Below are 14,171 nucleotides of genomic sequence, written 5' to 3'. Positions count from 1 at the left end.
GGGACTTCCTCGGCGGGTCAAATTTCATCCAGACCGGCCGAGGGGCGGATCGCGGCGAGGACATCGAAATGACCGGTGCGACGGTCGCGGACCAGGATTTCATGGCCGCCGCGCGTCAGGATGTTCCTCGCCTGATCGCCGAAGTGCGCAGACTCCGCGCGCTCCTCAATCGAGCAAATTTAGAAGGCAGCAAGGCTGGCTCCTAACCCACCCACCTCTCGTAGTCGGACACCAGCAGGTGCAGCGGCGCGACATCCTCGTCGATGTCTGCAAAGCGGCCGATCGGCTCGCGGAAGACATTGTCGGTCAGATCGTCATTGACGGTCGAGACCTCCCCGATCAGCACATCCTTGCCCTCGGCCCAGAAGGCGTGCCAGACGCCCGGCAGCAGCGTCACGCTCTCGCCTGGATCGAGCTTCAGCAGCCCGCCCGCCGGCAGCCTGTGGATGGTTCCGTCGACAGGCACCGATACCTCGGCCTTCGGATCGATGCCGCCATCGCGATCGTGCATGAACAGTTCCAGCACCAGCTTGCCCCCACCACGGTTGATGATGTCTTCGGCCTTGATGTTGTGGCGATGCATCGGCGACAGCTGATCCTTGCGCGAGATCATGATCTTCTCGGCATAGAGCATGCCCATGCCCTTCTTCATGTCCTCGTAGCGACCGTTGCGAACGGTGAATAGGAAGAGGCCGAGTTCGCTAAACTTGCCCTGGCCGTAGTCGGTGATGTCCCAGCCGAGCCGGGAGGAGAAGATGGCCGACGAATCCTGCCGGCGCGTCTTCATCTCTTCCGGCGACCAATAGGCGAAGGGCGGCATGATGTAGCCGAACGAACGGATGAAGGCATCGGCGTCGCGGATGATGTCGTTGATGGTGGAGCGTTTCATGGTCGTGGTTTCCTTCCCGTCGGCCTGGGCGATCTCCAAACCGAATAGCCGAACGCCGATCCGGTGTCGACGTAAACTGCAGGAGCTGGCCTCATGACATCCGGTCCGATCGAGGTCATAACGGCAACCAGTTTCCTGATGGTGGCATTCAATGCGCAGCATAGATGACCTCGATACACCGGCGATCCTGATCGACGCCGCCCGCGCTGAAGCCAACATAGCGCGAGCGCAGGCCCATGCCGACCGCCATGGGCTGAAGCTCAGGCCGCACATCAAGACCCACAAACTGCCTTACTGGGCAAAGAAGCAGATCGCAGCGGGTGCGGTCGGCATCACCTGCCAGAAGATCGGTGAAGCCGAGGTGATGGCCGATTCCGGCCTCACCGACATTTTTCTCCCTTATAACATTCTGGGCAAGGCGAAGCTGGAGCGCCTCAAGGCGCTGCACGGTCGTGTGACGCTGTCGGTGACGTCAGACAGCCTGGAAACGCTTAACGGGCTCGCCGCCACCTTCACCGATCCAGGCCAGCCGCTACAGGTGCTGGTGGAATGCGACACCGGCATGGGCCGCTGCGGCGTCCAGTCGGCCAGCGAGGCGGTCGCATTGGCCAGAGAGATCGACAAGGCCAAGGGGCTCGCCTTCGGCGGGCTGATGACCTATCCGGCAGCAGGCGGCGCTGCCGAGGCCGAGACGTGGCTCGCCGATGCGCGCCAGGCGCTCACCGCATCCGGCCTTGCCTGCGAGCGCATCTCCAGCGGCGGCACGCCGGACATGTGGCGCTCGAGCGAGGCTTCCGTCGTCACCGAGTACCGCCCGGGCACCTACATCTATCTCGACCGCTACCAGGTCGCCAAAAGCGTCGGAAGCCTCGATGATTGCGCGTTGACGGTGCTGTCGACGGTGGTCAGCCATCCGACGCCGACACGGGCCATCCTCGATGCCGGCAGCAAGGCCTTGTCCAGCGATACGCTGGGGCTGCCTGATTTCGGCGAATTGCTGGGTATTCCGGGCGCTACCGTCACCGGCCTCAGCGAAGAGCACGGCAACGTCACGCTTTCCGGCGACGCCAGGCTGCGTATCGGCGACCGCGTGCGAATCGTGCCCGACCATTGCTGCGTCGTCACCAATCTGTTCGACGAGGTCCACCTGATCGCCGGAGAACGGGTGCTGGAGACGCTGCCGGTGGTGGCGCGTGGCCGCATGGGGTGAGCTCGACGTCGTTCGGACCGAACGACCGTTTGATCAAAGTTGGACAAGCGGACCCAGTGCAGCCTTCAATGGATCGAGGGCATCGCCGTACAGTTTCAGCGCTCTACAGAGGACGAATAGATCGGCTGGCGCACCTGCCAGCGGCCTGGCGTTCGTACCGTGCGCTCGGTTTCGTGGAAATGCAGACAAGCATCGTACCATTCCACGCCGAGAAATCCGATCGATCCACGAGCGCGGGTTTCGAGATCGGCCACGGTTTCTTCGTAGGGCATGTCGTGGATGGCCAGCGGAACGACCTTGGCCCAATGGCGCATCAAGCGATCGTCTTGCCGGTAGTACTGCCCAAGCTTGGTCAGATCGGCATTGTAGCCGTGGGCATCGAGAAATTGTGCATGAAACAGGACGTGCAATTGTCCATCGGGTCACGCCGGCAGTGGACGATGCGGGCATTTGGCAAAAAATGAGGCCGATGAAGGCCAGCAGGGCGCCACCTAGCCGGGCTTGTCTGCCTGCCTCGCCGCGACTCGGCGCATGGAGATGACGCGGCGGCGGCGAATTTCCGTGCGCATCGCCATCAGATGCAACGCGAAGAACAGCACGGTAAAGCCTAGAGCCATCACCAGCAACGGCCTCAGCATAGAGGGGTCAATGGTCGAGCCACCCATGCGGAACACCGAAGCCGGCTGATGCAGCGTGTTCCACCAGTCGACCGAGAACTTGATGATCGGGATGTTTATGAAGCCGACCAGGGTGATGATTGCGGCGGCCCAGGCGGCGCGCGCCGCATCGTCGAGTGCCCGCGTCAGCGCGATGATGCCGAGATACATCAGAAACAGCACGAACACCGAGGTCAGCCGCGCGTCCCACACCCACCAGGTGCCCCACATCGGCTTGCCCCAGATCGAGCCGGTGATCAGCGCGAGTGCTGTAAAGACGGCGCCGATGGGTGCCGCCGATTTCAGCGCGACATCGGCCAGCGGATGGCGCCATACCAGCGTGCCCAACGCGAAAACCGCCATCAGCGTGAAACACATCATGGCCAGCCAGGCGAAGGGCACATGGATATACATGATGCGCACGGTGATGCCTTGCTGGAAATCCTCCGGCGCAGCAAAGCTCATATAGAGCCCGGCGGCCAAGATGAGTGCGGCGATCGTCGCCAGCCACGGCACCACCTTGTCGGCCAACCAGACAAACCGCGTCGGGTTGGCGAAATCCATCCAGCCGCTGAGGCGTGAAGTCAGGTCACTCATGCGGCTTTACATAAACCGGCGACGCTTTTGGGGCAATCGAGTGGTGGTGTCGCAGGCTGCCTTCCCTTCTCCCACAGGACAGGGAGAAGGGGCGAGCCTGGCCGCTCAGGCGGCCTCGTCCGTGATGGTGCGGCTGAGGCGGCGGACTTCCTCGTCGTTGAGCAGGCCGCCGGCACGCAGCAGGCTGGCGAAGCGGCCATTGCGCATCGACAATTCGGCGAAGCCACCCATTTCGACCACCTTGCCCTTGTCCATGAACACAACCAGATCGGCATCTCGAACGGTGGTCAAGCGGTGGGCGATGATGAAGGTAGTGCGGCCGCGCCGCAATTCGTCAATCGCTTCCTTGACGCGGTCTTCCGTCTCGACATCGAGCGCGCTGGTCGCTTCGTCGAGCACCAGGATGGGCGAATCCTTCAACACGGCGCGCGCGATGGCGATACGCTGGCGCTCGCCGCCCGAAAGCTGTCCCCCGCGTTCGCCGACGACCGTGTCGTAGCCGTTGCTCTTCGACAGGATGAAATCCTGCGCGGCAGCGGCATTGGCGGCAGCGTGGACCTCATCATAGGTCGCCTCGGCGCGCCCGACGCGGATATTGTCCTCGATCGAGCGGTTGAGCAGGCCCGCATCCTGGAACACGGTGGCGATCGAGTGGCGCAGCGACTTGCGGGTCACCGTACGGGTATCGATGCCATCGATCAGGATCCGGCCGTTGGACGGCGCAAATACGCGCTGCAAAAGATTGATGAGCGTGGTCTTGCCCGCGCCCGTCGGACCGACGATGGCGACGGTCTGGCCGGCATGGACCTCGAACGACACGTCGTTCACGCCCTGCCCCGAATTGGCGAATTCGAAGCTGACGTTTTCAAAACGCACATGACCAGTGACGTTGCCGAGGTCACGCAACCCGTCCGGCTCGGCTGCGTCGGCCGCGGAGTCCTCGAGGCGGTAAAATTCCTCGAGCTTGGCCCTGGCTTCCGAAATCTGGTTGGCGAATGCCGACATCTGGTCGAGCCGGGCGATCAGCAGCGTTGCAAAGCCGGTAAAGGCGATGACGTCACCGATACGCAATTGGCCATGCATGACCAGATAGGAGCCGATCAACAGCACGACCATCATCGAAATGGTCGACGACAGGCGGTGCAAGGCGTTGGCCAATGCCCACCAGTCGAGCACCGGATATTGGGCATCAAGCAGATTCTTGACATAACGCTTCAAGGCGTCGGTCTCGTGGCCGATGCGATTGTAGCTCTGCAGTACGGCGACATTGCTGACCGAGTCACTCACATGCGCGAACACCTGGTGAAAATGCCGCTCCACGGACGCCTGGCCTGCCCTGGTACGACGCATCACCAGCCGCCCGATTCCGACATAGAGCGCGCCCAGCGCCAGCAGGACCATCGACATGCGAATATCCATGCTGAGCGCCGTCGGCACCAGCAGAACCAGTGCGACGACAGTGGACAAATGCTGCCTCATGAACTCGAGCCAGAGGCTGAATAGGGTCTCGACCGCGCGCAGAAGCGTATGCAGGGAATTGGAGGTGCCGCGCTGATGATGCCAAGAAAGCGGCATGGTGATTACGCGCTCGAATGACTGGCAAAGCACCTCGCTGCGTCGTGCATGGGCAAAGCGGTCAGCGCCGCGCGCCACCAGAACGAAGGCGACGACGTTGAAGACGCCGATACCGGCCCATACGGCAAGCGTCGAAAAGACCGAGCCGCCGTCCGAAATAGCATCGATCACCCGTCCGAACATGATCGGCTCAAGGATGGCGATAATGGCCAGCGTGACATTCGCCCCGCAGATAAACGCTACGCGTTTTCTGTCGGCAGCGAGATAACCAAGCGCTCTCCAGTAGATATGCAGAAGGGACACTTCAGCTACTCCGGCAAATTGTTATTGTGCACTGCATCATTTTCTACACGTACCCGTTGACGTGTCGCGAAACAATGCTCGTGTACCCCTTCAGTTCCCAATTCGCGAACAAAAGATGGCGACGCTGCGAAATCTGTCGTGATCACCTAACGGTTTGAGAAAAAAGGTAAAATGTCAGCCCTGCGGCAAAATCGTGGCAGGCTGCAAGCACTGCCGCAATTTTAATCAGCAACTGGTCATGTCCGAATCCGTAAAGGCTGCATCGGCTTTTGGGAAAGCTCATGCGCAATAGAATTTCTAGAGCAACCTTAAACAACGCGCATCCCCAAGACGCGCAAAAACGCTAAAACCCTTGGAACTACGCCGGTATCCTGACGACCACCTCAGCCTTGTCGCCGGCTTTCGGTTTGAAAGCCGAAGCCTTCGTCTTTTTACCATCTACCTCTAGCGAGATGGCTTTGACCTTCGCGTCGCGGATAACGCGAACCCTGAGTTCGGCCCCCAGCACCTTGAGCGTTGCTGTATAACCATCCCAATGGCTGGGCAGTTTCGGCCTGAACTGAACGCGCTCGCCCCTGCGCTCAATGCCGAGGATGCCCTCGACCGCCGCGCGATAAAGCCAGCCGGCCGAGCCGGTGTACCAGGTCCAGCCACCGCGGCCGCCCTTGCCTTGCCCGGCGTAGACGTCTGCCGCGACGACATAAGGCTCGACGCGGTAGTGCTCGGCAGCGGCCTCGTCGAGCGCGTGGTTGACCGGGTTGAGCATCGAGAGACAGCGGTAGGCGTCGTCGGTGCGCCCCATTTCGGCGAGCGCAATAACGAACCATGTCGCCGCGTGGGTGTACTGGCCGCCGTTTTCACGGACACCCGGCGGGTAGCTCTTGATGTAGCCTGGATTCTGTTCCGTCCTGGAAAAGGGCGGGGTGAAAAGCTTGACGATCTTGAGCTCGTCGTCGACGAGCATTTTCATCGCCTGCTGCATCGCCGTCGTCGACCGCGCCGGATCGCCCTCGCCCGACAGCACGCTCCACGACTGGGCAATCGAGTCGATCTTGCACTCCTGCGAACCGCGCGACCCCAGCGGCGTGCCGTCGTCGAAGCTGCCGCGACGATACCATTCACCATCCCAGGCCGTGCTTTCCAGCGCCCGCTTCAGCACGTCAGCGTGTTTTGTCCAGGCTTGCGCGCGCTTGGTGTCGCCTTCCGCCTTGGCGACAGGTGCAAAGTCGCCCAGCGTCTTCAGCAGGAACCAGCCCAGCCAGACGCTCTCGCCCTTACCGTGCTCGCCGACACGGTTCATGCCGTCGTTCCAGTCGCCACCGAGGATCAGCGGCAATCCGGCGGAGCTGCTGCGCTTGATGGCAAGGTCAAGTGCGCGTGCGCAATGATCATAGAGTGAAGCGGTCTTCTTCGATATCTCCGGGGTGAAGAAGGCGTCGTGCTCGCCTTCTTCCAGAGGCGGCCCCTCGATGAAGGGCAGTTGTTCCCTGAGGATCGCGGTATCGCCGGTCACCTGCAAGTAGTGTGACGTGGCGTGGGCGAGCCAGACCACGTCGTCGGAAATCATGGTGCGGACGCCTGCCTCGGTGCGCGGCAGCCACCAGTGCTGCACGTCACCTTCGGGGAATTGCCGCCGCGCCGCGTTGAGGATCTGGTCGCGCGCCAATTTCGGATCATGGACAAGCAGAGCCAGCGTGTCCTGCAACTGATCGCGGAAGCCAAAAGCGCCGCTCGCCTGGTAAAACGCGGAGCGGGCGCGGATGCGGCAGGCTAGGCTCTGATAGGGCAGCCAGTGGTTGACCATGGCGTTGAGTGCCTTGTCCGGCGTCTCGACCTGGATGGTGTCGAGAAACCCCCGCCAGGTGCGTTCGTTGTCAGCCAGCCGCTGATCGAAATCCTTGCTTCTATGATGCTGCACCAGTGCGCTGGCTTGCTCGGCAGAGGCTGCATCGCCGAGCAGCCAGAGCAGCGTCACGTCCCCGCCGGCAGGGATGTCGATGTCGCGAGCAATTGCTGCACAAGGATCGTCGCCGGCCTCGACGCGGCCCGACAGGCTGGCGCCGCTGAGCACGGCATGCGGAAGTTCGCTGGTGCCGTACCGGCCGATGAACTCGCCGCGGTCGGCCGTCACAGAATGTGCCGCGCTGTCGGTGGCCAGGAAGGCGACCCGCTCGCTGAAGTCGAGCCCGTACGGATTTTGCGCCAGCAACGCGCCCGTCGCAGCATCCCTGGACGGAACGATGGTCGCCGCCGTGCGCGAACGATGGCTGCCAAGAACCCATTCCGCATAGGCGTAGACGCGCAGGCGCGCCGGCACCGAACCCGAATTCTGGATGCGCAATCGGGAGATTTTCACCGGATCGACAGGATCCACCACATGGGTCAGGTCCATCGACAGCGGTCCGCGCTTCGAACGGAAGGTCGAAAAACCCTGTCCGTGCCATGTTTCGTAGGTCATGGCGGGATCGCGCACGACTGCGGCCAGCGGCGAGAACGCCCGGCCGTTGGCATGATCGTAGATATAGATGCCCTCGCCGGGCCGGTTGGTGACCGGGTCGTTCGCCCACGGCGTCAATTGATAGTCGCGGCTGTTTCGGCTCCAGGTGAAGGCAGCGCCTTCAGCCGAAACGTGGAAACCGAACGAGGCGTTGGAGATGACGTTGATCCAGGGCTGCGGCGTCGTGCGCCGGCCAGCAAGGCGCATGACATAGTGGCGTCCGTCGCCCTCGAAGCCGCCAAAACCGTTCCACTGGTTGAGCCCGCTGCCGTCGGCACTGCCTTCGATCGTGACTTGGGCAGCCCGTGGCTGCGGCACCTGCGGAGGTTCGCGAAGCGCTGCTGCACCTGCCGGCTGCAAAGCGTCCCGTGCTTGCAGCGCAGCGGCCTCGGCGCGCTCGATCTGATCGAAGATGGTGCCGTTTCGCGTGTGCAGGGCGACGCGGGCGACGGCGAGCAGCGTCTTATAGGTCGTTTCGTCCATGAGATCGCGGCGCACGGCGAAGATGTGCTGGCGGGGTCCGAGCTCCTTGCCGCGCAGACGGCTGTTTTCGCACAGCGTCTCGACTGCCCGTTGCAGATCCTGCACGTAGGATGAAGCCTGCTCGTTGACCACGACAAAGTCGATCATCATGCCGCGGGCGCGCATATATTCCTGGAAGCGGAGCGCCTGGGCAACGATTTCGAGATCGGCGACATCGCCGATCCTGACCAGGAAAATCGGAAAGTCTCCGGATATGCTGGTCGGCCACAGACTGGACTGCTTACCGAGCCCGGAGGCGATCGATTCGGCCGGAAGGCGCAGGAACGGATCAGGATAGATCAGATAACGCGCCAGATTCTGCACATTGGCAGCATCGGCAAGGCTGAGGCCGAGATGACGGGTCTGCACCTGCGAGCGGGTCCAGGCGAGCATCGCCTGACGGGCGAAGGCTTCCGGATGATCGAGCCGCGCAATGGCATCTTCGAGTTCGGCACGGTTGGCGCCGACGGCAGTCCAGAAGGTCAGCGATATCTTCTTGTTGGCCGGCACGCGCACCTGTCGGCGAAGTGCTGCGACCGGATCCAGCGTGAAGCCGGAATGGCCGCCAAGCTTGGCGCCGGGATCGAAGGCGGCGGCCTCGGTTATGGTGCGGCCGCGGCCGATGAAGGCGCGCCGGTCGGTTTCGGCCTCGGCGTCGCGCGTCGACCCAGACGGGTCGGTGACGAAGTGCACCATGGTGACATCAGGCTCGTCCGTTTCCCGCTTGCGTCTTGTTGCGAAGATCGCCCCGTTATTCGCAGCGATTTCGGTTTCCACGAACATTTTCGAGAAGGCCGGATGCGCGTTGTCGGATGCGTCGGAGCCCAGCACCAGTTCGGCAAAGGAGGTCACTTCTATATGCCGATCGACCGGGCCGTCATTGTAGAGCGTCACCCGCCGGCCTTCGCCGTTTCCTTCCGAGATGACGATGCATTCGACCTCCGAACGCAGTGATCCCACCGACTTGATGAAGCTCGCCTTGTCGTCGGAGAACAGCGTCTGCACTTCTTCGTCGGTGGCACGCTTCGGCTCGGCGGTGGCCGACCACCAGTCGCCGGTGCCGGCGTCTCGCAGGAAGATATAGGAGCCAAGCCGATCCTCGGTTGGATCCGGCTGCCAGCGCGTGACGGCAAGCTCGCCCCAGCGGCTATAGCCGGAGCCGGTCGCGGTGACCATGACCGAGTAGCGGCCATTGGACATGACGCTGGTCGAACGCAGCGCCTTGAGCGGGTTGAGCACGATGCGCGTATCGGGGCTCTCGACTTCCGTTTCGCCCTTCGACCGTTCGTCGGCCTCGGTCCTGACGGTGGCGGTCGGGATGTCGCGCGGCGCTCTTTCCTGCAGCAGCAACTCGGCCGACTCGATCACCGGATCGCTGTGGAAGCGGTCGCGCAGGCGTCCTTCGAAGATGGCGTCGGCAACGGCGGCGATCGACATCCCGGAATGGTGGGCCATGTAGTTCAGCACGACGACATGGTCGGTGCCCTCCGGCACGCGCTGCGGCGTGAAATCGACCGCATCGTAGAAGCCGTGCCGGCCGAGGGCGCCAAGCTGCCTCAGCCTGGCAAGGTTCTGCACCGATTCACGCGGGGTGAACTGCGCCGCCAGCACGGTCGCATAAGGCGCAATCACCGTGTTCTGGCCAAGACCTCGCTTCAGGCCCAGCCCGGGCACGCCGAAATTGGTGTATTGGTAGGTCAGTTCGCGGTCGCGGGCATTGTAGGCCGCTTCCGAGATCCCCCAGGGCACGTTCTTCGAGCGGCCGTACTGGATCTGACGTTTGATGATGAGCTTGCTGGTCTGGTTGAGGATGCTGCCTTGCGCCTCCTTCATCACCAACGGCGGCATCAGATACTCGAACATCGAGCCGGACCAGGACATCAGTGCGCCCTTGAACCCGATCTCGACGATCGGCCGGCCGAGGTGGAACCAGTGCTCCGTCGGCAGATCGCCCTTGGCGATAGCGAAAAGGCTGGTCAGCCGCGCCTCGGAAGCCAGGAGGTCGTAGCAGCTTTCGTCGAGCTGATGCTCCTCGACCCGGTAGCCGATCGACAGGAGCTTGCGTTCCTTCCGCATGAGAAAGGAGAAATCCATCTCGAAGGCGAAGCGGCGCGTGCGCTCGCGCAGCGAAAGAAGCTTGGCCCGCAAGGCTTCGACGGCATTGTCGTCGCTATGCGCGTCATGGACATGCGCTTCGCAGGTTGCTTCCAGTCTCGCCGCCCAGTCGGCGATGGTATCGCTCTGTGTCGATGCGGCCTCGGTATGGATGGCGATGGCGAGCTTGCGAATCTCGCCGGCCAGAACGGCCAGGTTGATGGTGCGGATCGATGCCATCTCGGGCTGTGCTTTGATCGATTCGACCGCGCGCCGCATGCCGTCGAGGCGGTCGGCGAGCCGCTGACGCAACGGCCGCAACTGGCGACGGTCGTCGGGCAACTCCGCCAGGCTTTCGTCGAGGATCGTCACCGTATCGAGGATACCCTCGAAGTCGCCCTGAAGGTGGACTGCAGGCGCTTCCGCCCATTCGGCGCAGGCGGCCGCCACCGCCACCAGATGGCCGGCAAGATTGCCGCTATCGACGGCTGAAATATAGAGCGGATAGAGCGGCTTCAGCGTCGTCGTGTCATACCAGTTGAAGAGATGGCCGCGCTCACGCGGCATGCTCTCGATGGTCGACATCGTCGCGTCGATGCGGGTGGTCGCGTCGGACAGACTGATCCAGCCGAAATCGCGCGCTGAAATCACCGACAGGAGATAGACGCCGATATTGGTCGGCGAGGTGCGGGGCGCCACGACAGGCGCCGGACTTTCCTGGAAGTTGTCGGGCGGCAGGTTGTGATGCTCGGCCGTCACGAAGGTCTCGAAATAATGCCAAGTGCGCCGCGCAACGGTGCGCAGCGCATGGATGTCAGCCGCCGATATGCGCAAACGGTCCTCGGTTTCCGCCGAGCGGCTGATCCAGAAAGCGAACGCCGGCGAGCCGATCCAGAACAGCGCGAAGAAGAAGGCGACGAAAGCTCCGGTGGAATCGGCCAGAACCGGGATGGCGAGGCCGACGACCCCGACAATCACCGCGCCGTACATCATGCCGTAATAGGAGCCGAGATCGTTGTCGCCATTCTTGTGCGCCTGCGAGGCAGTGCGCCATTCGAGCAGATTCTGCCGACTGACGAACAGACGGTAGAGTGTGCGAATGATGGCGTCGCCCATCATCCAGGCCAGATGCGCCATCAGCACGATCTTCAGCGCCACCAGGGCGGTGCCGAAGACAACGTCGCGCGCCAGCGCCGAGAAATGGCCGCGCGGCGTCTGGTCGCCGCTTTTCGGCAGGATGGCGTGGACGATATCGAATGTCGGCGCCATGAACAGCGTGAGGATCAGCAGCGCCTGCCATTGCGCGGCCTGCGTGAAAGGCAGCAGCGTCCAGCCGGCGATCGCCGCCATCACCCAGAAGATCGGCGTCAGTGAGCGGCGCAGATTGTCTACCATCTTCCAGCGCGACAGCGCCGGTACGCCGGAGCGCGGATCGAGAATGAAGCCCAGAAGCTGCCAGTCGCCGCGTGCCCAGCGATGGTGGCGCGACGCGTCGACCGAATAGCGGGTCGGATAGTCCTCGACCAGTTCGATGTCCGTGACCAGCGCCGCGCGTGCCAAGGCGCCTTCGAGCAGATCGTGGCTGAGGATGGTGTTTTCGTCGATGCGGCCCTTCAGCGCCGCTTCGAAGGCGTCGACATGATAGAGGCCCTTGCCGGTGAAGGAGCCGTCGCCGAAGACGTCCTGGTAGATATCCGAGACGGCAAATACGTAGGGATCAAGGCCGCGATTGGCGGAAAACACCCGCTGGAAGAAGGATGCGTCGTCGCCGCTGGTCAGGGAGGCGGTGATGCGCGGCTGCAGGATAGTGTAGCCGGCGGTGACAACGCGCTTTGCCGCGTCGTAATGCGGGCGGTTGAGCGGGTGGCAAAGCTTGCCAACCAAACTGGCGACGGCATCGCGGGTGGTGCGCGTGTCGGCGTCCAGCGTCATCACATGGATAACGTTTTCCGGCAACGGCACATCCAGCGGCAGGAAGGTGGTGTCGCTGTCACCGCGCAGCAGAAGATTCAGTTCGTGCAGTTTGCCGCGCTTGCGTTCCCAGCCCATCCAGGCGCCCTGGGATTCGTTGTAGAGCCGCCGGCGGTGCAGGACGTAGAAACGCGGCGCGCCTTCGCTGGGATAGCGGGCGTTCAGCCGTGCGATCTCGTCGCGAGCATATTGGAGGATCTCAATATCCGCCGCATCGATTTCGGTTTTGCTGTCCGGCCAATCCGAAAGCAGAGCGAAATGGATTTCGTCCGCCGTGTTGGCCAGGTGATGCACTTCGATATTGCGGATGTTCTCCTCGACGTCGTCGCGCGAGCCGATCAGCGACGGCACTACTACCAGCGTTCGGGCCTCGGGCGGCATGCCGCGTCTGTAGTCGTAGCCGACGAGGCGCGTGGGCTTCAGGAACAACGATACGACAGTGTTGAAGAAGGCAAGCGCGCCTTCGCTGGCTGGCACGGCAAACAGCGCCAGCATCAAGGCGATCGACCATTTGGACAGGCCGAGATTGGCAAGGGCGTTGCCGGAGAGGACCAGAAGCAGGACCGTCAGCGCGAACACCGGCAAGACAATGCCCAGCCATCCGGTCTTGCGGAACGCCCGTTTGATCGTGACGCTGACGGTCGGCCGATAGCCGATCGCCTTTTCCAGTTCCAGCCGGCGCGGCCCAACCAGAAAGAACCCGACGTCGGTGTGAGCGGTCGGACCGCTGCCGGTGGTATCGGCGACAGCGGCATGGCCGGCGAGTTCGATCGCCTTTTCGGCGACGCGGAATTCGGAACGATCGGAGCGGCGCGCCATTTCTTCGATCGCGGTCCGGTACTGGTCGCGCGAGAAGAAATCGAGCGCGGCGAAATCGGTGCGCTCGCGCAGCAACGTATCGATGCGGCTGACACCTTCGAACCAAACCGTCCAGTCGATATCGTTGATAAGCCTGAGGCCGCGGATGATGTTGCCGGTGGTTACATTGCCGCCGGACAGCGTGCGATGCTCGCTGATTATGATTTCCTCGGCATCGGAGCCGGACTTTTCGAGTTCGCCCTCCAGCCATTCCAGCGCCCTGCCGGCATTTTGCGACCCGTCGCGCAGGCGGTAGAGCAATTGGGTGGCAAAGGTGGTGTCTTGTGCATGGGCGACGTAGTTCGACAAGATCGCCTGACGGTCGGCGCTGTCGTCAACCGCCAGCACGCGGTCTGCAACCTCGTTGGCAATCTGGCGCATCTGCCGGGTACGATTGACCCGGACCGCGATCCGGCGAAGATTTTCGATCAGAACGAAGCGCAGCAGCGATGGCAGCGCCCAGAGTTCGCCAATCTTCAGTGGCTCGACGGCCTGAAAGCCTTCGACGATCGCCTTGAACATGGTAGCCGAGACGGAACTGTCCGAATGCGCGACATAGGTCCAGGCCAGCGCAAGCGCGCGCGGCACGCTGGCGCCGTCGCGCAGCTTCAGGGTCGGCAACTCTCGATAGAAACGGTGCGGCAGGTCGCGCTTGACCTGGAAGATGGTTTCCTCGACCAGATAGTTGTTGTCGAGCAGCCATTGCGCCGCCGGCGTAATCGTCTCGCCTCTAGCCTGCGCGGCATTGGTCGAGCGGTAGACTTCGAGGACCTTCCTGGCACTGTCGCGGATGCGTGGCTGGAAATCGAACGGCCCCAGGCCGAACAGATCCTTGACGTCGCCCTTGGCGAGGCTTGTACCCAGCGTGCGCAGGCGCTCTTCCGGCAGGAAATTGGAGCGTATCGGCTCTTCCGTGATGGCCGGGAAGCTCGCGCTCGTCTTTTCCATTTGGGTGGGGTCTGTTTGGATATTCATTGAAAATTCCGCATGGGGGACGCA

8 protein-coding genes are annotated in these 14,171 nt (G+C 62.6%); 2 read left to right on the top strand and 6 right to left on the bottom strand.

Annotation, left to right across the window (positions count from 1 at the left end):
• Positions 1 to 68: 68 nt before the first annotated feature.
• On the top strand, positions 69 to 206 hold the full coding sequence (locus EOA78_RS36925; protein WP_189522578.1) for a hypothetical protein: 138 nt from the start codon (positions 69 to 71) through the stop codon (positions 204 to 206).
• On the opposite strand, the gene EOA78_RS06465 is transcribed toward EOA78_RS36925, so the two are convergent.
• Positions 203 to 889, bottom strand: coding sequence for a D-lyxose/D-mannose family sugar isomerase (locus EOA78_RS06465; RefSeq protein ID WP_127314398.1), 687 nt, complete (start codon positions 887 to 889; stop codon positions 203 to 205). The genes EOA78_RS36925 and EOA78_RS06465 overlap by 4 nt on opposite strands.
• Before the next feature lie 151 nt (positions 890 to 1,040).
• Here EOA78_RS06465 and EOA78_RS06460 point away from each other — a divergent pair, with 151 nt between their 5' ends.
• Positions 1,041 to 2,099: a D-TA family PLP-dependent enzyme gene (locus EOA78_RS06460; RefSeq protein WP_127314397.1), complete on the top strand. Its 1,059-nt coding sequence runs from the start codon at positions 1,041 to 1,043 to the stop codon at positions 2,097 to 2,099.
• Positions 2,100 to 2,194: 95 nt separating this feature from the next.
• On the opposite strand, the gene EOA78_RS36920 is transcribed toward EOA78_RS06460, so the two are convergent.
• The 5 genes from EOA78_RS36920 to EOA78_RS06440 form a co-directional block, all read right to left on the bottom strand.
• Complete coding sequence (locus EOA78_RS36920; protein WP_348628466.1) at positions 2,195 to 2,500, bottom strand: sulfotransferase; 306 nt, start codon at positions 2,498 to 2,500, stop codon at positions 2,195 to 2,197.
• On the bottom strand, positions 2,452 to 2,556 hold the full coding sequence (locus EOA78_RS36915) for a sulfotransferase (protein WP_245477412.1): 105 nt from the start codon (positions 2,554 to 2,556) through the stop codon (positions 2,452 to 2,454). The genes EOA78_RS36920 and EOA78_RS36915 overlap by 49 nt, the downstream gene beginning before the upstream one ends.
• Positions 2,557 to 2,590: 34 nt before the next feature.
• Positions 2,591 to 3,352, bottom strand: coding sequence for a heme ABC transporter permease (locus EOA78_RS06450; protein ID WP_127212712.1), 762 nt, complete (start codon positions 3,350 to 3,352; stop codon positions 2,591 to 2,593).
• A 105-nt stretch (positions 3,353 to 3,457) separates the two neighbouring features.
• A complete protein-coding gene (locus tag EOA78_RS06445; protein ID WP_127314396.1) occupies positions 3,458 to 5,230 on the bottom strand; it encodes a glucan ABC transporter ATP-binding protein/ permease in 1,773 nt (590 codons plus the stop codon).
• A 358-nt stretch (positions 5,231 to 5,588) separates the two neighbouring features.
• Complete coding sequence (locus EOA78_RS06440) at positions 5,589 to 14,147, bottom strand: glucoamylase family protein (protein WP_127314395.1); 8,559 nt, start codon at positions 14,145 to 14,147, stop codon at positions 5,589 to 5,591.
• Positions 14,148 to 14,171: the final 24 nt, after the last annotated feature.

The organism is Mesorhizobium sp. M5C.F.Cr.IN.023.01.1.1 (assembly GCF_003997585.1).
Classification (GTDB): domain Bacteria; phylum Pseudomonadota; class Alphaproteobacteria; order Rhizobiales; family Rhizobiaceae; genus Mesorhizobium; species Mesorhizobium wenxiniae.
Note: the sequence above shows the minus strand (reverse complement) of the source record. Positions and strands in the feature narration are given on the sequence as shown.